Here is an 18,036-nt window from a genome sequence, read left to right on the forward strand (position 1 = left end):
AAGCAATGGAGGAGCACAGCAACATGGCAACGAATCTGTTCGACCTGACGGGCAAGATTGCCCTGGTGACGGGCGCGAGCCGCGGCATCGGCGAGGAAATCGCGAAGCTGCTCGCGGAGCAGGGCGCGCACGTGATCGTATCGAGCCGCAAGCTCGACGACTGCCAGGCGGTGGCCGATGCGATCGTCGCGGCGGGCGGCCGCGCCGAGGCGCTGGCGTGCCACGTCGGGCGTCTGGAGGACATCGCCGCGACGTTCGAGCATATCCGCGGCAAGCACGGCCGCCTCGACATCCTCGTGAACAACGCGGCCGCGAACCCGTATTTCGGGCACATCCTCGATACCGATCTCGCCGCGTACGACAAGACCGTCGACGTGAACATCCGCGGCTACTTCTTCATGTCGGTCGAGGCCGGCAAGCTGATGAAGGAACACGGCGGCGGCGCGATCGTCAACACGGCGTCGGTGAACGCGCTGCAACCGGGCGACCGGCAGGGCATCTACTCGATCACGAAGGCGGCCGTCGTCAACATGACGAAGGCGTTCGCGAAGGAGTGCGGGCCGCTCGGCATTCGCGTGAACGCGCTGCTGCCGGGGCTCACGAAAACGAAGTTCGCGGGCGCGCTGTTCGCCGACAAGGACATCTATGAGACATGGAAGGCGAAGATCCCGCTGAAGCGCCATGCGGAGCCGCGCGAAATGGCCGGCACCGTGCTGTATCTCGTGTCGGACGCGGCGAGCTATACGAACGGCGAATGCATCGTCGTCGACGGCGGCCTGACGATCTGAGCGCGCGATGAAAATCGACAGCTACGCCGGGCAGGCCGTGATGATCACCGGCGCCGCCAGCGGCTTCGGCGCGCTGCTCGCGAGTGAACTGGCCGCGATGGGCGCACGGCTCGCGCTCGGCGACCTGAACGGCGAAGCGCTCGAACGCGTGGCCGCGCCGCTGCGCGCGGCCGGCGCCGACGTGATCGCGCAGCGCTGCGACGTGCGCGTCGAGGCTGAGGTGGCGGCGCTGGTGCACGCGGCGGCCGAGCGCTTCGGGCGGCTCGACGTCGGCATCAACAACGCGGGCATCGCGCCGCCGATGAAGGCGCTGATCGATACCGACGAAGCCGATCTCGACCTGAGCTTCGCGGTGAACGCGAAGGGCGTGTTCTTCGGGATGAAGCACCAGATCCGCCAGATGCTCGCGCAACGCGAAGGCGTGATCCTGAACGTCGCGTCGATGGCCGGGCTCGGCGGCGCGCCGAAGCTCGCCGCGTATGCGGCGTCGAAACATGCGGTGGTCGGGCTCACGAAGACGGCCGCGCTGGAATACGCGCGCCACGGCATCCGCGTGAACGCGGTGTGCCCGTTCTACAGCACGACGCCGATGGTCACCGACAGCGATATCGGCGACCGCCAGGACTTTCTCGCGCAGGGCTCGCCGATGAAGCGGCTCGGCCGCCCCGACGAAATCGTCGCGACGATGCTGACGCTGTGCGCGAAGGAAAACACTTATCTGACCGGGCAGGCCGTCGCCGTCGACGGCGGTGTCTCGGCCTTCTGACCGAACGGAAGACGGAATCTCGAGGAGTCGATCATGGAATTTGGCTACACCCCGAAAGTGGAAGCATTGCGCGAACGCGTGCGCGCATTCATGGACGCGCACATCGTGCCGCGCATCCGCCAGTGGAACGAGGAAGTGCATGCGGGCCAGTACCCGGTGTCGTTCATGGAGGAACTGAAGGCGCGCGCGAAGGCGGAAGGGCTGTGGAACCTGTTCCTGCCGCACCTGAAGGACGACGAGCCCGGCACGGGCCTGACGAACCTCGAATACGCGCCGCTCGCCGAGATCATGGGGCGCGTGGGCTGGGCGTCGGAAGTGTTCAACTGCAACGCGCCGGACACCGGCAACATGGAGCTGCTGCACATGTTCGCCACGCCCGAGCAGCGTGAACAGTGGCTGCTGCCGCTGCTGCGCGGCGAGATCCGCTCGGCGTTCGCGATGACGGAGCCCGACGTCGCGTCGTCGGATGCGACGAACATCACGACGCGCATCGAGCGCGTGGGCGACGAATACGTGATCAACGGCCGCAAGTGGTTCATCACGAACGCCGCGCATCCGAACTGCAAGATCTTCATCGTGATGGGCAAGACCGATCCCGACGCCGAGTCGCACCAGCAGCAGAGCATGATCCTCGTGCCGCGCGATACGCCGGGCGTGACGGTCGTGCGCAACATCACGGTCGTCAATCACTACGCGCCGGAAGGGCACTGCGAGATCACGTTCGACAACGTGCGCGTGCCGGCGCGCAACCTGCTCGGCGAGGAAGGCAGCGGTTTCGCGCTCGCGCAGGCGCGCCTCGGGCCGGGCCGCATCCACCACTGCATGCGTTCGATCGGTGCGGCCGAGCTGGCGCTGGAGTTGATGGTCGACCGCGCGCAGTCGCGCGTCGCGTTCGGCAAGCCGCTGAACCGTCACGGCACCGTCGGCGAATGGATCGCGCGTTCGCGCATCGAGATCGACCAGGCGCGCCTGCTGGTGCTGAAGGCCGCGTGGATGATCGACAAGGTCGGCGCGAAGGCCGCGCGCAAGGAAATCTCGATGATCAAGGCGCTCGTGCCGACCGTCTATACCGATGTGTGCGACCGAGCGATGCAGGTGTTCGGCGCGGCGGGGTTGAGCCCCGATACGCCGCTCGCCGACCTGTGGACGTGGGGCCGCGCGCTGCGCTTCGCCGACGGTCCGGACGAGGTGCACCTGCAGGCGATCGCGCGGATGGAGATCAAGGACGGCGAGCCCGGTTCGACCGCGCCGTACCTGACGCCGCCGCTGCGCGGCTGACCGGCCGGTCTTCGCCTGGCGAACATGGACGAACGGGAGGCGCGCGCCGTAAGATGCCGGCAAGGAGATCCGGCGATGCGCCTTGCGAAGATTGATCTGAACCTGTTCGTCGTATTCGAGGCGATCTACAACAAGCGCAACCTGACGCGCGCGGCCGAGGTGCTGAACCTCACGCAGCCGGCCGTCAGCAACGCGCTGGCGCGGCTGCGCAAGTCGCTGAACGATCCGCTGTTCGTCAGCACGCCGGCCGGGATGATGCCGACCCCGATGGCCGAGAACATCGTCGGCCGCGTGCGCGAGGCGCTGCAACTGCTCGATTCGAGCGCGCACGAAGGCGACGTGTTCGATCCGGCGTCGTCCGAGCGCGTGTTCCGGCTCAGCATGAGCGACCTGACCGAAGCGCTGCTGCTGCCGGCGCTCGGCGAACTGCTGCAGACGCATGCGCCCGGCATGCACGTGCGCAGCTACACGATGGACCGCCGCGAAGTCGCGACCGCGCTCGCGAACGGCTCGGTCGACATCGCGATCGACGCGCCGCTGATCGGCGATCCGCATCTTCACCAGGCCTTGCTCGTGCGGGACCGCTACGCGTGCATGATCCGCGACGATCATCCGTTCAAGGGCGATGCGCTCACCATGGACGACTACCTGTCGATGGGGCACATCCACGTGTCGAGCCGCCGCAAGGGCAGCGGGCACGTCGACGCCGAGCTGACGCGGCTCGGGCTGCGCCGCAATATCCAGATGCGCGTGCAGCATTACATGGTCGCGCCGCTGATCGCGATGCGCGGCGATCTCGCGCTGACGGCGCCGCTGCGGCTGCTGCAGCGCTATCCGGCGCGCATTCTCGAACTGCCGTTCGAGATGCCGGGGCTCGACTACTTCTGCTACTGGCATCGCAGCGCCGATCAGGATCAAGGCAGTCGATGGTTGCGCGAGCAACTGATGACGCTGATGGGCGGGATCGGCGAGGCGGCGTGACGCGCACGCGGTGGCCGTCGGCTACGGCGACGTGAGCTGCACTGCACGCCGGGTGGGGATGTCGTGATGAAGCGAATGCCGGCCGCCCCCGGCGACGGCCGCGCATCAACGACGCGCATGCGCGACCGCTTCGACCGCATCGCGAAACCGCTTCAGCGCAGGCAGGCCGGCCGTCGTCGCGAGGTGGATCAGTGCGATTTCGCCCACCGGCATCACCGGAACCCCCCCGACCCTACGGATCACGCCCATGCGCGCATAGTGCAGTACGGCCGACTGCGGCGCGACGGTCAGCGCGCCGAGCGCATCGGCCATCTGCAGGTTCGTGTGAAACGACATCGATTCGACGAGCGGGCGCGGCGGCATCAGGCCGTTATCGACGAACAGCGCGTCGAACGCGCGGCGGGTGTCGGTGCCGGCATGCGGGATGATCCAGTCTTCGCGCTGCAACTGTTCCGTCGAGATGCGTCGCGCATCGGCGAACGGATGCGCGAGCGGGCACGCGATTGCCAGCGGTTCTTCGTACACGGGCAGGATCGTCACGTCGAGCCCGTCGAGCTTCGATAGCGCTTCCGCGTCGGGGCGGCTGATGATGCAGTCGATCCGTCCGGTCGACAGCGCGTCCAGCAGCCCGGAGACGTTCGATTCCATCACCATGAGCCGCGGCGCGGGCGCGTCGCGTGTCAGGTGCCGCATGATCTGCGGCAACAGCGCGACGCTGACCACGGGCAGCATGCCGATGCGCAGCAGCGGCCGGCCTTCGTCGTTGCCGTCGCCGGCCAGTGCGACGTCGAATTGCGCGAGTGCGATCCGCAGGCGCTGTAGGACGGCTTCGCCGTCGGCGGTCAGCCGCCCGCCGCGCGCGCCGCGCGTCACGAGCATCATGCCGAACACCGCTTCCATTTCCTGCAGCATCTTCGTGATCGCCGGCTGCGACAAGTGCAGCGTGCGGGCGGCCGCGGCGAGCGAGCCGCCGTCCGCGACCAGTTCGAGCATACGCAAGTGCCGCAGCCGCAGAAAATTGCCCGCATTGCGGCGCCCGGAAATCAGGTCGGGATTCATATTTTCGGAAGGCTGGTTCATGAATCTTCAATTTTCATGAAAGCGCAACCTGCCCACAATAGCGACTCGACCTAATGGAGAGAGACATGTACGACTGGTGGAGACAAGCGGGGGACCGGCACCGGCAGCCGGCCGGGTCGCCGCGGTGTCGGGCGGCAGCGAAAGGAGCGCGGGCATGACGGCATTCAAACCGCTCGCCGGGATTCGCGTGTTGGATTTCACGCACGTCATCGCGGGTCCGCTGGCAACGTTTCATCTGGCGCAACTCGGCGCCGAGGTCGTCAAGATCGAGAACCGCAACGGCGGCGACGTGATGCGCCGCGGCAACGGCCGAATGGGCTTCGTTTCGCTGAACGCCGGCAAGCGCTGCATCGAACTCGACCTGTCCGACGCCGATGATCTCGGCCAGGCACTCGAACTGGCCCGCGAAGCCGACGTGCTGGTCGACAGCCTGCGGCCAGGCGTGCTCGACCGGTTCGGGCTCGGCGACGGCCCGCTGCGGGCGCTGAATCCGGGGCTCGTCTACTGCTCGATCAGCGGCTGGGGCAATGCCGGGGCGTGGCAGGACCGGCCGGCCTACGATCACGTGGTCCAGGCGGCGACGGGGATGACGCTGATGGCCGGCCGTGAAGGCGAGCCGCCGGTCAAGACGGGCTTCCCGGTGGTCGATGCCGGCACCGGGCTCGTCGCCGCGATGGCGATCCTTGCCGCGCTGCGCGAGCGCGATGCATCCGGTACGGGGCGATATCTCGACGTGTCGATGACCGGCGCCGCGTTGCAGCTGATGTACCCGTTCGCATGCCAGGCGCTCACGGCCCGCGTGGCGCCGCCACGGGTCGGCAACCAGGGATACTCGGGCAGTCCGGCGGCGGACCTGTTCGCCACGCAGGACGGCTGGGTCGCGCTCGGAGCCAACACGCCGAGGCAACTGGCGGCCGTGCTCGGCGTACTCGGGCGCGCGGACATCGCGCGCGATCCCCGCTATTTCGATCCCCCGCTCGATGCCGGCGGGCCGGCCGCGTTCCTGCGCGCCGGCGACCCGGCGGCGTTGCGCGCCGCGCTGGCCGATGCGATTCGCGAATGGCGCGCGGCTGACCTCGAGGATGCGTGCGCCGGCGCCGGCGTGGCCTGCGCGAAGGTGCGCACGATCGTCGAGTTCGTGGACGACGCGATGAACCACGACGCGCTCGAATCCGTCATGCTGACCGACGGCGACTGCAGCGTACTGTCGCCGGGCCTGGGCTATCGCGTGCGCGCGTCGCGTGCCGAGGGAGGAACGCAGACATGAACACGGGCATGCAATACGCGACGGACAGCGGCGATCTGACCACGCGCGTCGAAGCGGACCGGGTGTTCGCGCGCATCACGAGACGGCTCGTGCCGCTGCTGTTCCTGTGTTACCTGGCCGCGTTCGTCAATCGCAACAACATCGGCCTCGCGAAGCTGCAGATGCAGAGCGCGCTCGGATTCACCGACGCGGTGTACGGCGTGGCGGCCTCGGCGTTCTTCGTCGGGATCCTCCTGTTCGAACTGCCGAGCAACCTGATGCTGCGGCGGGTCGGCGTGCGCCGCACGCTGCTGCGGATCATGGTGTTGTGGGGCATGGTCGCGGCCGCGACGATGTTGGTCAGGACGCCGGGCCAGTTCTACACGCTGCGCTTCCTGCTCGGCACATTCGAGGCGGGGTTCTTTCCTGCCGTCGTCGTGTATCTCACGTTCTGGTTTCCGCCCGAGCGCCGCGCGAAGGTCATTGCGCTGTTCATGACCGCCGCCGCGGCAGCCGGCCTCGTCACCGGGCCGGTGTCGGGCTGGGTACTGAACTCGATGGGTGGCGTGGCGGGGCTCGGCGGCTGGCAATGGTTGATGCTGCTGGAAGGCGTGCCGAGCATCGTGCTCGGCGTGATCGCGTTCCGCGTGCTGCCAGAAGCGCCCGGGCACGCACGCTGGCTGTCGCCCGACGAGCGACGCATCGTGCAGCTGGCGCTTGGCGCGCACGACGAGCGGCAGACCACCCGTCATCCGTTGCGCGCGGCGCTGCGGGAACCGTGTGTCTATCTGCTGGGCTTGACGACGTTCTCGCTCGGCTGCGCGACCAACCTGCTGATTTTCTGGCTGCCGTCCATCATCGAGGCGACCGGTGTCACGAACCTGCAACACGTCGGCCTGTATGTCGTGATTCCGAACCTGATCGGCACGATCGCGATGGTCTGGTACGGCCGCCGGTCGGACCGGCGCCGCGAGCGTCACATGCATTTCATCGTTGCGGTCGGCGCGGGTATTGCCGGACTGTGCACGATGGCCGTTTCGCACGGCGCGTTGCCCGGCGTCATGGCCGGCGCCATCGTCGCGACCTGCGGCATCGCGTCCGCCTACCCGGTGCTGTGGGCGATCGCGACACGCCTGTTGCCGCGCGACGCGGCCGCCGCCGGCATCGCGCTGATCTCGAGCATGGGTGCGGCGGCCGGCGTGAGCTCCGCGCTGTTCGGTGCGATTCGCGTACGGACGGGCAGCCTCGACCCGGCGCTCTATCTCGTCGCGCTCGTGCTCGTCGCCGTGGTGCTGCTGTTCGCGTGCGTCAATCGTCTGAAGGCCGCCGACGCGGCACTCGTCAACAAGGAACACCGCTCATGAATCACCCGTTCACGGACACGCAGCCGGTGCTGGGCCCGGCACCCTTCTTCGACATGGCGGAACTGCTCGACGAGTCGACGCTGGCGCCGGAGATCGTCTCCGATTGCGTGCGCGAGAGTCGCCATCGTGCGGGGCGCCGCGTGCGCGTCGTCGAGCTGACCTTCACCAGCCAGCGATGGCACGGGCTCGTCTGGCGGCATCCCGCCCGCATCTACGTGCCCGACGGCTATGACGGCGACGGCGCGGCCGGCATCATCGGCACGGAGCGGCAGGCCTTCGAGCCCGGCGAATGGGCCCGGCGCGTCATTCCGGGCACGACGCTCGATACCGAAGGCGAATACGCGGAAGGCACCGCGCTCGACCTCGGGATGCCGGTCATGATCTTCGCGAACCCGGCCGATTGCCCGTTCGGCCTCGACGAATCGGATTTCACCGGCTATGCGCTGAAGAAGACGCTGGAAACCGGCGACCTGACCTGGAACGGGTACTACCCGATCGCGAAGGCGTATCTGCGCGCCATCACGCTGCTGCATTCGCTCACGGGCATCGGCACGAAGCGGGCCGTCCTGCTCGGCCATTCGAAGCGTGGAGTCGGCGTGGCCATCGCGGCGGGCGCGGACCCGGAGCGGGTGGCGGGCGTGATGGTGTGCGGCTACCACGGCGGGAACAACCTGTATCACCTGGCGACGAAATTCGCCGAGTTCGGGCCGCACGTCGCCGGGCCGGCGGAGTCGCACGCCGGCCCCGGGTTTCAGGGCGCGGAGACGATGCTGCGCGCGATCAACAATCCGGTCGGCTTTCGGATACTGATGCACTTCGATCCGTATCTGTGGCGCGACCGGATCAAGGCCGCCTATCTCGTCGCGCTCGGCACCAACGACGAGTTCTTCGCGCTCGGCGCGCCCAACAGCATGATGACCGACATGCCGGGGGACAAGGCCTATCTCGCCATCGACAACGTGCGTCATTCCTGGGTCTCCGCGAAGCATCTGGCGGCTTGGCGGATGTGGCTCGCCCGCACCTTTGCCGGCCGCCGCGTGCCGCGCATGCCGGCGGTCCGGCACGAGACGGCCGGCGACCGGCTGGCCGTGGCCGCGCGCGTCGAGCCGGAGCACGTGACGGGTGTCAGGCTGTTCCACGCGTTTCACCCGGTCTCGCAGGACTGGCGCAGCGCAACGTGGCAATCGACGCCGATGGCGGCGCGCGACGGCGAATGGCACGCCGAGTTGACGCACCCGGCGGGGCACAACCTCGCGTGGTACGTCGAGGTCGAGCACAACGGCGCCGGCGAGCCGGGCTACGTCAGCTCGCTCGTGCAGAACGTCGGGCGTTCGGCCGGGTAATCGCGGCGGAAGGGGATCGGCGAACGCGGACGCGGAGCGTCGATTCCGGCAACAACCGGCATCGATGGGCACACACTCGATGCCGGCATCGAACCATTGTTTTGGTGTGCGAATCATGAAGTAAGGCCGTGACGAACACATAAAGCCAGGAACTGGCAGGAGGAGACTGATGAGGAGATTCGCATGGATGGCGTTGCTCGGCGCGTTGCCGGGCATCAGCGTCGCGCAGTCGAGCGTGACCCTCTACGGGCAGATCGGCGGCGGGATCCGATGGACCAACGGTATGCAAGGTGGAAGTGCCGTCGGGTTCAACAACAACCTGATCTCGGGCAACGATTTCGGCATCCGGGGACGGGAAGACCTGGGCGGCGGGTTCAAGGCGCTGTTCGTGCTCGATGGCTCGTTCAACAGCGGAACCGGCGCACTGAAATCGTCCGGCACGCTGTTTTCCCAGGCGGCCTACGTGGGCGTGACGGGCGGCTTCGGGCGCCTGACGCTCGGGCGCCAGTTCAACGCGGCGACCGACTTCGGGATCGTCGTGGACCCGGCGGGCGGGCGCGGCCAGTCGCTTGCCATCGAGCCGGGCGTGCTGTGGAGCGGCAATCCGTTCACGCTCGATTCCCGCTTCAACAACACGATTAAATATATCGGCGAACTGGGCGGCCTGCGCGTCGCGGCGAGCTATTCGCCCGGCGGCGTCGCGGGCAATACACGCGCCGGAACCAATTTCTCGGCGGCCGCGATGTATCAGTATCAGACGGTGCTCGGCGGCGCCTCCTACTCGAAAACCTACAGTGCGGATGCGACGCAGTCCGCACAGACGTGGATGGCGGGCGGGACCTGGCAGATCGGCGCCGGCCGGCTCTATGCGAGTTACTCGGCGCTCGACGTGTCGAGCGCGAACGCGAACCGGCCGCATCGCCGCGACAAGATTCCCGCGCTGGGTGTCGTGTATCAGGCAACGCCGTTCCTGCAGTTCACGGCCGGCATGTACGACGACATCGGCAGCAATCTCGGCAACCAGCACGGCGCGGACGGGCACAAGCTCACGACGTACGCGGTCGTCGAATACTTCCTGTCGAAGCGCACCGAACTCTACGCGGAGTTCGATCGCAACGGCTTCTCCGGCGCGTACCGCACCGATCCGACCAATATCGCGGCCATCGGCTTGCGGCCCGGCGGCAGCGGCGTGACGGGGGTATCGATCGGCCTGATGACGAAGTTCTGAGCGTTGACCGACGTCATATTCCGTGTGTGAAGGGGAACCGAATGAAAGCACTGCAACGTGGATTGATCGCGACCGTCGTGACACTCGGTGTCGTGGTCGCAGCCGGCACCGCGCGAGCCGCATCGGAACCGGTGTCGACAACCGCTGCCAGTGGGGCATCGGCGGACAAGGCGAGACGGGCTGACGACCGGCGTCTGACGCGTCGTGTCAGCACCGCACTCGCCCGCACCCGCGGGCTGAACGCGACGCGCATCGTGGTGCGCGCCCGGAGCGGCGTCGTGACGCTGCGCGGCGGCGTGAGCGACGGTCAGCAGGCCGCGATGGCCGTGGCAGCGGCACGGCAAGTCGACGGCGTGACGCAGGTGACGAACCAGCTTCGTCTGGGCGAACAGATGCCGTGACCGGCGCGGGCGGCTCCGATGCGGAACGATCGGACGCGGCCCGTTCATCCTGCGATCGGTTGCGGCCGGGCGAACCCGGCACGCACACCGGGCGGCCGGTGTGCGGCTAACGTAACGGCGTGTCGCCGAGTGCCAGCGCCAGTACCTTCGCCACATGCACCGCCTGCGTCTGCGCACCATCGTGAATCTGATGCCGGCAGCTCGTGCCGTCCGCGACGACGATCGCGCCTTCGGCCCGCGCCCGCACGGCCGGCAGCAGCGACAACTCGGCCATCGCCTGCGATGCGTCGTAGTGCTCGGCTTCATAGCCGAAACTGCCGGCCATCCCGCAGCACGACGATTCGACCGGCGACACCTTGAGCCCCGGGATCCAGCGCAGCACGGTCTGCACCGGTGTGAATGCGCCGAATGCCTTTTGGTGGCAATGGCCGTGCACCAGTGCCTCGGCGGTTCCGTCGATTTCGCGTAGCCGTAGTGACAGCCGGCCGGCTTCCTGCTCGCGCACGAGAAACTCTTCGAACAGGAACGCGTGACTGGCGAGTCGTGCGGCTTCATCGCCATAGCCATAGGCAAGAAACTCGTCGCGCATCGACAGCAGGCACGAAGGCTCCAGCCCGACGATCGCGACGCCGCGTTCGAGGTAGGGCCGCAACGTATCGAGCGTGCGCTTCGCCTCGGCCTTCGCTTCGTCGACGAGCCCCGCCGCGAGGAACGTGCGGCCGCAGCACAGCGGCCGTTCGCCTTCGCGCACGTTGAAATGCACGGTGTAGCCGGCCGCTTCGAGCACGGCCTGCGCGGCGCGCGCGTTGTCCGGTTCCTGGTAGTTGCTGAACGTATCGACGAAGAGCAGCACTTCGCGGGTTGCGGAACCGGTCTCCTGCGAAGACGTAGGCGCAGCTGTGCCTGCACCGGCATCCGCCAGAAACGGCCGCGCAAACGCGGGCAGCGCACGCTGCGGCGCGAGGCCGATCCATTGCTTCATCGCCGCCGCGACGACCGGCACGCCGTTTGCAAACGCGATCGCCCCGCGCAACCTGGACGCCCACAGCGCGTAACGCGGCAGATACGCGACGAGCCGTTCGCGCAGCGTCGTGCCGTGCTTGCGGTTCCACGCATGCCGCGCCTCGATCTTGAAGCGCGCCATGTCGACACCCGTCGGGCAGTCGCGCTTGCAGCCCTTGCACGATACGCACAGGTCGAGCGCGGCCTTCACGTCGTCGCCGGCGAGCCCGTCGTCGCCGAGCTGCCCCGTCACCGCGAGCCGCAGCGTGTTCGCACGGCCGCGCGTCACGTGCTGTTCGTCGCGTGTCACGCGGTAGCTCGGGCACATCGTGCCCGCGTCGAACTTGCGGCAGTGGCCGTTGTTGTTGCACATCTCGACGGCCGAGGCGAGCCCGTGCGTGATGTCGGTGCCCGTGCCGGGCGCGGTTTCGTCACCGGTCAGCGGGTTGCGCGTGACGTTCCACGCAGACCAGTCGAGCGCCGGTTGCAACGGCAGCGCCGCATAGCCCGGCGCGAAGCGGAAGTTTTCCCGCACGTCCATGCGCGGCGGATTGACGATCTTGTCCGGGTTGAAGCGGTTGTCGGGATCGAACAGCGCCTTGATCTCCGTGAACGCCGCGTTCAGGCGCGGGCCATACTGCCACGCGACCCATTCGCCGCGGCACAACCCGTCGCCGTGCTCACCCGAATACGCACCCTTGTACTCGCGCACGAGCGCCGCCGCTTCGCCGGCGATCTCGCGCATGCGCGTCGCACCGTCGCGCCGCATGTCGAGAATCGGCCGCACATGCAGCGTGCCGACGCTCGCATGCGCGTACCACGTGCCTTCGGTCTCATGCTTGTGGAACACGTCGGTCAGGCGGCGCGTATATTCGGCGAGATGTTCGAGCGGCACCGCGCAATCCTCGATGAACGACACCGGCTTGCCGTCGCCCTTCATGCTCATCATGATGTTGAGCCCGGCCTTGCGCACGTCCCACAGCGCCTTCTGCGCGCCGGCATCGGTCATCTTCACGACGCTGCCGGGCAGCCCGAGATCGGCCATCAGTTCGGCGAGCCGGTCGAGCTGCGTCAGCTGCGCATCGCGCGATTCGCCCGCGAACTCGACGAGCAGGATCGCCTGCGGCTGCCCGGCCAGCGCCTGTTCGATCACGGGCCGGAACGCCGGGTTCTCCATCGACAGGTCGATCATCGTGCGATCGACCAGTTCGACGGCCACCGGCTTCAGCTTCACGATGTGCTGCGCGGTATCCATCGCCTGGTAGAAGGTCGGGAAGTTCACGACGCCGAGCGTCTTGTGCGCGGGCAGCGGCGCGAGCTTCAGCGTGATCTGCCGGCTGTACGCGAGCGTGCCTTCGGAGCCGACGAGCAGGTGCGCGAGATTCGCGTGGCCGTCGTCGGTGTACGCGCGCGGGTTCTGGCAGTCGAACAGGTCGAGGTTGTAGCCGGCCACGCGGCGCAGCACCTTCGGCACGCGCTCGACAATTTCGTCGCGCTCGCGCCGTGCGATCCGTTCGACGCCGTGCAGCAGCGCGAGCGTGCGACGATCGGTGACGGGCTGCGCAAGCGAGCCGAACCGGCACTCGCTGCCGTCCGCGAGGATCGCGTCGATCGCGAGCACGTTGTGCACCATGTTGCCGTACTCGATCGAGCGCGATCCGCACGAGTTGTTGCCGGCCATCCCGCCGATCGTGCATTGCGCGCCGGTCGACACGTCGACCGGGAACCACAGCCCGTGCGGCTTCAGCCACGCGTTCAGGTGATCGAGCACGATGCCCGGCTCGACGGTGACGGTGCGCGCCTGCGCATCGAATTCGACGATCCGGTTCAGCCACTTGCTGTTGTCGACGACGAGCGCCTCGCCGACCGTCTGCCCGCACTGGCTCGTGCCGGCGCCGCGCGCGAGCACGGGGATCTTGCGGTCGCGCGCGACGTCGAGCGCGATGCGCAGGTCGTCCTGGTCGCGCGGCACGACCACGCCGAGCGGCATGATCTGGTAGATCGACGCGTCGGTTGCGTAGCGGCCGCGGCTCGCGCGATCGGCGTGGACGTCGCCGCGCATTTCCGCGCGCAGCCGCTCGAACAGCGGCGACAGCGCGGCGCCTTGCGACGGCACGAGATGGACAGGGCGAACCAGCGAAGGCGTGACGGCGGATTTCATGGCGGCGGTCGGTATCGGATGAAAACGGATCAGGCGCGGATCAGGCGAGCGTGACGCTGACGGGCGGCAGCCCGGCGATGCGGCCGACGGCCGTGCCTGCCGCGTTCGGGAAAAACATCCCCGTGTACGAGCCGGTCGTGACGACGGTGCCGGCCGGCAGCACGATGCCGCGCTGCGACGCATGATTCACGAGCCACGGCAGCAGGCGGCGCGGGTCGCCTGCGGGATTCGTGCCGGGTGCGGCGCCGGCGATGTCCTTCCCGTCGAACGTGAAGGCCGGGTTGGGCGTGAGGAACGGAAAATCCTCGCGATAGCCGGTCATTTCGCCGAGCACGAGTGCGCCGTGGTTCTGCAGGTCGGCGAGCTGCGCAACGGGCGCGACGTCCGGCCATTCGCGGAAGCGGCTCGCGACGATCTCGATCGACGCGCCCATCTGTGCGATGCCTTCGAACACGTCATCGTCGGCATACGCGGCGGCGCGCGGCGCGAAGTCGCGGCCGAAGCGGAACGCGATTTCCAGTTCGAGGCCGAGCGGCCGGAACGCGCCGCGCGGCAGCGTGACGCCGCTCGCATGCCGGCAGTCGTCGGGCAGCGGCGCGCCCTGGATCGGGCCGTCGGGCTGTTTCGCGCCGACCTTCCACGCGCCGATTGCGGCGCTGCGTTCGGCGAGCACCTGCGCCTGCACGGCATAGGCAGCATCGGCGCTGGCGGGGACGAGTTCGGGCGGCAGCGCGGCGAACGCGATGCCGTGTTGCCAGCCGGCGGCGAGCCGGGCGGCGAGATCCTGGGTAGCTTGGGTCATCGTGCGTCTTGAAGAAGAAGGCGGGCGCCGGCGGCGGCAGCGCCCCGGTTGGCATCAGGCCGGCGAGCGGTTGGCGGCGGGCTGTTCGGCGGGTGCATCTGCGAAGCGGCTGTCCGGCTGCATGCGGAACGCGAGCAGCACGCCCACGCCCATCAGCACCATGCTGCCGATGAACGGCAGCTCCCAGCTGCCGAAGCGGTCGATCACGAAGCCGGAGATCACCGGCGACAGGATCGCCGCGAGCGCGGAGCCGGAATTCATCATCCCGCTCGCGGTGCCCGAGTATTCCGGTGCGATGTCCATCGGCACGGCCCACATCGGGCCGATCGTCATCTCGGCGAAGAAGAAACCGGCCGCGAGGCACGCCATCGACACGTACAGGTGGTGCGTGAACAGCAGCGGCAGCAGCGACAGCAGCGTGAACAGCATGCAGATCGACACCATCCAGCTGCGCGCACGCTTGAGGCTGCCGGTGCGTGCATAGACGCGGTCGGTGACGATGCCGCCGAGCGTGTCGCCGATCACGCCCGCGAAGAACACCGCGGACGCGAACACCGCCGATTTCTTCAGGTCGAGGTCGTAGCTGTGCAGGAAGTACTGCGGAATCCAGCTCAGGAACAGCCACAGCGTCCAGCCGTAACAGAAGTAGACGATCGTGACGGGCATCATCCGGCGGAACAGCGGGCCCCACGGCACGGTGGCGGGCTTCTGTTTCGGCGGCGGCAGCGCATCGAGTTCGGCCTGTGTGATGCGCGGGTGGTCCTTCGGATGTTCGGTGTAGACGAGCGCCCAGACCGCGACCCACACGATGCTGATCACGCCGCAGATGTAGAACGATTCGCGCCACCCGTACACGGCCATCACCGCGACGACGGCGGCCGGTGCGACCGCGTTGCCGACGCGCGAGAACGCATGCGTGATGCCCTGTGCGAAGCCGCGCTTCTCGCGCGGCACCCAGCGCGACATCGCCGACGTGGCCGCCGGGAACGTCGCGCCTTCGCCGAGCCCGAGCAGCAGGCGCGCGGCGAGCAGCGACGCGAGGCCGCCGGCCATCCCGGTGAGCAGCGTTGCGACGGCCCACAGCAGCCCGCACGCGAGCAGCGTGCGGCGCGCGCCGAAGCGGTCGCTGACCCAGCCGCCGATGATCTGGAATACGAGGTACGGATACGCGAATGCGGAGAACACCAGGCCGATCTCCGTCTTGTTCAGCCCGAACTCCCGGCCGAACCCGGCGGCAGCCGTGCTCACGTTCACGCGGTCGAGGTACGTGATGAAGTACATCACGCACAGCATCACCAGCACGATGCTGGTCGCCCGGAACAGCTTCATGTTGCGTCTCCTAGATGTTGTCTGGCTTGCCGCTGCAACCGCGCCGGCTCTGAGGCCGGTTTTGTGCCGATGCAGCGCGGCCGCGCGTCGTGCGGGCCGCAAAGGGGAACGAGCGATGTGCCCGCGGCGCGCCGCAGGCACACGCGGTCAGGCCGCCGCGCGCAGCGCGGGCGTGTGGGTGTTCGACGCGAGATAGTCCATCGCCGCGACGACCCCGCTCGCGGCAACCGGCACGCCGGCGAGCTTCAGCCCCATCTCGCAGCCGGCGAGCGTGGCCATCAGCGTGAGGTCGTTGCAGTCGCCGAGATGGCCGATGCGGAACATCCGGCCGCGCATCTTGCCGAGCGCCTGCCCGAGCGACATGTCGAAGCGTTCGTAGATCAGCTTGCGCACGGCGTCCGCGTCGACGCCGTCCGGCATCATCACGCCGGTCAGCACGGGGCTGTAGACGGCCGGGTCCGCGCACTGGATCTCGAGGCCCCATGCACGCACCGCGCGGCGCGTCGCTTCCGCGAGCCGCTGGTGGCGCGCGAACACGTTGTCGAGCCCTTCGCCGAGGATCATGTCGAGCGCTTCGGCGAGCCCGTACAGCAGGTTGGTGTTCGGCGTGTACGGCCAGTAGCCGTTCCTGTTCGCCTCGATGATCTCGTGCCAGCCCCAGAATGCGCGCGGCAGTTTGGCGTGCTCGCTCGCCGCGAGCGCCTTCGGCGACACCGCGTTGAAGCTGATGCCCGGCGGCAGCATCAGCCCCTTCTGCGAGCCCGACACCGTCACGTCGACGCCCCATTCGTCATGGCGGTAGTCGGCGGACGCGAGCCCCGAGATCGTGTCGACCATCAGCAGCGCCGGGTGGCCGGCCGCGTCGATCGCGCGGCGCACCGCCGCGATGTCGGACGTGACACCGGTGGAGGTCTCGTTGTGCACCACGCACACGGCCTTGATGTCGTGCGCGGTGTCGGCGCGCAGGCGCGCTTCGATCAGGTCCGGCTGCACGCCGCGGCGCCAGCCTTCGATGCCCGGCAGGCCAAGGAATTCGGGCTTCAGGCCGAGCGCCTCGGCCATCTTCTTCCACAGCGTCGCGAAGTGGCCGGTCTCGAACATCAGCACGGTGTCGCCGGCGCTCAGCGTGTTGGTCAGCGCGGCTTCCCATGCGCCGGTGCCGGACGCCGGATAGATGACTACCGGCTGCGTGGTCTTGAAGATCTTCTTGATGCCGGCCAGCACCTTGAGGCCGAGCGCGCCGAATTCGGGGCCACGGTGGTCGATGGTCGGGTAGCTCATTGCCCGCAGGATGCGGTCGGGCACCGGGCTCGGCCCCGGAATCTGCAGGAAGTGGCGGCCGGACGGGTGAAAGTCGAGTTGCAGCATGGTCGTTCTGTCTCCTTGGTTGCATTTTGAATTTTGCATGCAAAATACTTTAGCAGAGCGACCACGGCAGAACCAAGCGCTGATTTCACCGAAAATGCCGGTGTTTACCCGACATTGGCGGGGTGATATTCGGGTCGGGCGAGTTGCAGTAGAATCGCGGGAAGCAAGAGGGAAGGACTTTGCATGCAAGATTTGAATGATCTGGAGCATGCCGGCAGCGCGCCGGCACTGCCGAAACTGGAGCGGCAACGGCTGCACGACACGGTCGTCGAGCACCTGCGCAAGTTCATCGTCGAAGGTGTGCTGACACCGGGCATGCGGCTGAACGAGCGCGAGCTGTGCGAGACGCTCGGCATCTCGCGCACGCCGCTGCGCGAGGCGTTCAAGGTGCTGGCGTCCGAGGGGCTGCTGGTGCTGTCGCCGAACCGCGGCGCGAGCGTGTACCGGATGACCGAATCGGAGATCCGCGAGACGTTCGAGCTGATGTCGGGGCTGGAGGCGTTTTCCGGCGAGCTGGCGTGCGAGCGCATCACGCCCGCCGAACTGGCGGAGATCAAGGCGCTGCATTACTCGATGCTCGCGTGCCGGATGCAGAACGACCTGCCCGGCTACTACAGCCGCAACCAGGAAATCCACGACCGCATCAACGAGGCCGCGCGCAATTCGGCGCTGCGCGGCACGTACCAGGCGATCAACCGCCGGATCATGTCGATGCGGTTCCGCTCGAACCAGCACGTCGAGAAGTGGGATCGCGCGGTGCACGATCACGAGGAGATGATCAAGGCGCTCGAGGCGCGCGACGGCAAGGCGCTCGCGGCGATCCTGCGGCGGCACTTGCTGGAGAAGCGCGACGCGGTGTTGCTGCTGCACGCGGAAGTCGACGCGTAGCCGCGTTCCGC

At 67.9% G+C, this 18,036-nt stretch carries 15 protein-coding genes; 10 read left to right on the top strand and 5 right to left on the bottom strand.

Translation table 11 applies throughout. The features are described from left to right. Nucleotides 1-23 precede the first annotated feature (23 nt). From BLA15945_RS13035 to BLA15945_RS13050, 4 genes are all read left to right on the top strand, one after another. Complete coding sequence (locus BLA15945_RS13035) at nucleotides 24-788, top strand: SDR family oxidoreductase (RefSeq protein ID WP_059240854.1); 765 nt, start codon at nucleotides 24-26, stop codon at nucleotides 786-788. Nucleotides 789-795: 7 nt separating this feature from the next. Continuing rightward, nucleotides 796-1,554 (top strand): SDR family NAD(P)-dependent oxidoreductase, encoded by a 759-nt coding sequence (locus tag BLA15945_RS13040; RefSeq protein ID WP_059238008.1) that lies wholly within the window; start codon nucleotides 796-798, stop codon nucleotides 1,552-1,554. Nucleotides 1,555-1,587: 33 nt separating this feature from the next. Then, nucleotides 1,588-2,832, top strand: a complete 1,245-nt coding sequence (locus BLA15945_RS13045; RefSeq protein WP_059238006.1) for an acyl-CoA dehydrogenase family protein — start codon at nucleotides 1,588-1,590, stop codon at nucleotides 2,830-2,832. A 75-nt stretch (nucleotides 2,833-2,907) separates the two neighbouring features. Continuing rightward, nucleotides 2,908-3,813, top strand: a complete 906-nt coding sequence (locus tag BLA15945_RS13050) for a LysR family transcriptional regulator (protein ID WP_174992554.1) — start codon at nucleotides 2,908-2,910, stop codon at nucleotides 3,811-3,813. 105 nt (nucleotides 3,814-3,918) lie between these two features. On the opposite strand, the gene BLA15945_RS13055 is transcribed toward BLA15945_RS13050, so the two are convergent. Beyond that, complete coding sequence (locus BLA15945_RS13055; protein ID WP_174992555.1) at nucleotides 3,919-4,893, bottom strand: LysR substrate-binding domain-containing protein; 975 nt, start codon at nucleotides 4,891-4,893, stop codon at nucleotides 3,919-3,921. A gap of 154 nt (nucleotides 4,894-5,047) precedes the next feature. Here BLA15945_RS13055 and BLA15945_RS13060 point away from each other — a divergent pair, with 154 nt between their 5' ends. The 5 genes from BLA15945_RS13060 to BLA15945_RS13080 all read left to right on the top strand — a co-directional run bounded on the left by BLA15945_RS13060 (nucleotide 5,048) and on the right by BLA15945_RS13080 (nucleotide 10,475). After that, a complete protein-coding gene (locus BLA15945_RS13060) occupies nucleotides 5,048-6,160 on the top strand; it encodes a CaiB/BaiF CoA transferase family protein (protein WP_174992556.1) in 1,113 nt (370 codons plus the stop codon). Then, nucleotides 6,157-7,503: an MFS transporter gene (locus tag BLA15945_RS13065; protein ID WP_174992557.1), complete on the top strand. Its 1,347-nt coding sequence runs from the start codon at nucleotides 6,157-6,159 to the stop codon at nucleotides 7,501-7,503. Before BLA15945_RS13060 ends, BLA15945_RS13065 begins: the two co-directional genes overlap by 4 nt. Next, the gene (locus BLA15945_RS13070) at nucleotides 7,500-8,846 is read left to right on the top strand and encodes a PhoPQ-activated protein PqaA family protein (RefSeq protein WP_174992558.1); all 1,347 of its coding nucleotides are present in this window, start codon (nucleotides 7,500-7,502) and stop codon (nucleotides 8,844-8,846) included. Before BLA15945_RS13065 ends, BLA15945_RS13070 begins: the two co-directional genes overlap by 4 nt. A gap of 169 nt (nucleotides 8,847-9,015) precedes the next feature. Beyond that, entirely contained in the window at nucleotides 9,016-10,074 is a 1,059-nt protein-coding gene (locus BLA15945_RS13075; protein WP_174992559.1) for a porin, read from the top strand. Nucleotides 10,075-10,115: 41 nt separating this feature from the next. Then, nucleotides 10,116-10,475 carry a BON domain-containing protein gene (locus BLA15945_RS13080; protein WP_174992560.1) on the top strand — a complete coding sequence of 120 codons (360 nt, stop codon included), beginning with the start codon at nucleotides 10,116-10,118 and terminating at the stop codon, nucleotides 10,473-10,475. 106 nt (nucleotides 10,476-10,581) lie between these two features. Here the strand turns inward: BLA15945_RS13080 and BLA15945_RS13085 are convergent, their stop codons facing one another. From BLA15945_RS13085 to BLA15945_RS13100, 4 genes are all read right to left on the bottom strand, one after another. Next, entirely contained in the window at nucleotides 10,582-13,638 is a 3,057-nt protein-coding gene (locus BLA15945_RS13085) for an FAD-binding and (Fe-S)-binding domain-containing protein (RefSeq protein ID WP_174992561.1), read from the bottom strand. 40 nt (nucleotides 13,639-13,678) lie between these two features. After that, the gene (locus BLA15945_RS13090; RefSeq protein ID WP_174992562.1) at nucleotides 13,679-14,440 is read right to left on the bottom strand and encodes a 2-keto-4-pentenoate hydratase; all 762 of its coding nucleotides are present in this window, start codon (nucleotides 14,438-14,440) and stop codon (nucleotides 13,679-13,681) included. Between the two features lie 54 nt (nucleotides 14,441-14,494). After that, entirely contained in the window at nucleotides 14,495-15,769 is a 1,275-nt protein-coding gene (locus BLA15945_RS13095; RefSeq protein ID WP_174992563.1) for an MFS transporter, read from the bottom strand. 147 nt (nucleotides 15,770-15,916) lie between these two features. Further along, nucleotides 15,917-17,137, bottom strand: coding sequence for a pyridoxal-phosphate-dependent aminotransferase family protein (locus BLA15945_RS13100; RefSeq protein ID WP_059237995.1), 1,221 nt, complete (start codon nucleotides 17,135-17,137; stop codon nucleotides 15,917-15,919). A gap of 183 nt (nucleotides 17,138-17,320) precedes the next feature. On the opposite strand from BLA15945_RS13100, the gene BLA15945_RS13105 reads away from it, so the two are divergent. Beyond that, nucleotides 17,321-18,025 carry a GntR family transcriptional regulator gene (locus tag BLA15945_RS13105; RefSeq protein WP_059237993.1) on the top strand — a complete coding sequence of 235 codons (705 nt, stop codon included), beginning with the start codon at nucleotides 17,321-17,323 and terminating at the stop codon, nucleotides 18,023-18,025. The last annotated feature ends 11 nt before the right edge of the window (nucleotides 18,026-18,036 follow it).

Origin of the sequence: Burkholderia arboris, assembly GCF_902499125.1 — a bacterium.
GTDB classification, from domain to species: domain Bacteria; phylum Pseudomonadota; class Gammaproteobacteria; order Burkholderiales; family Burkholderiaceae; genus Burkholderia; species Burkholderia arboris.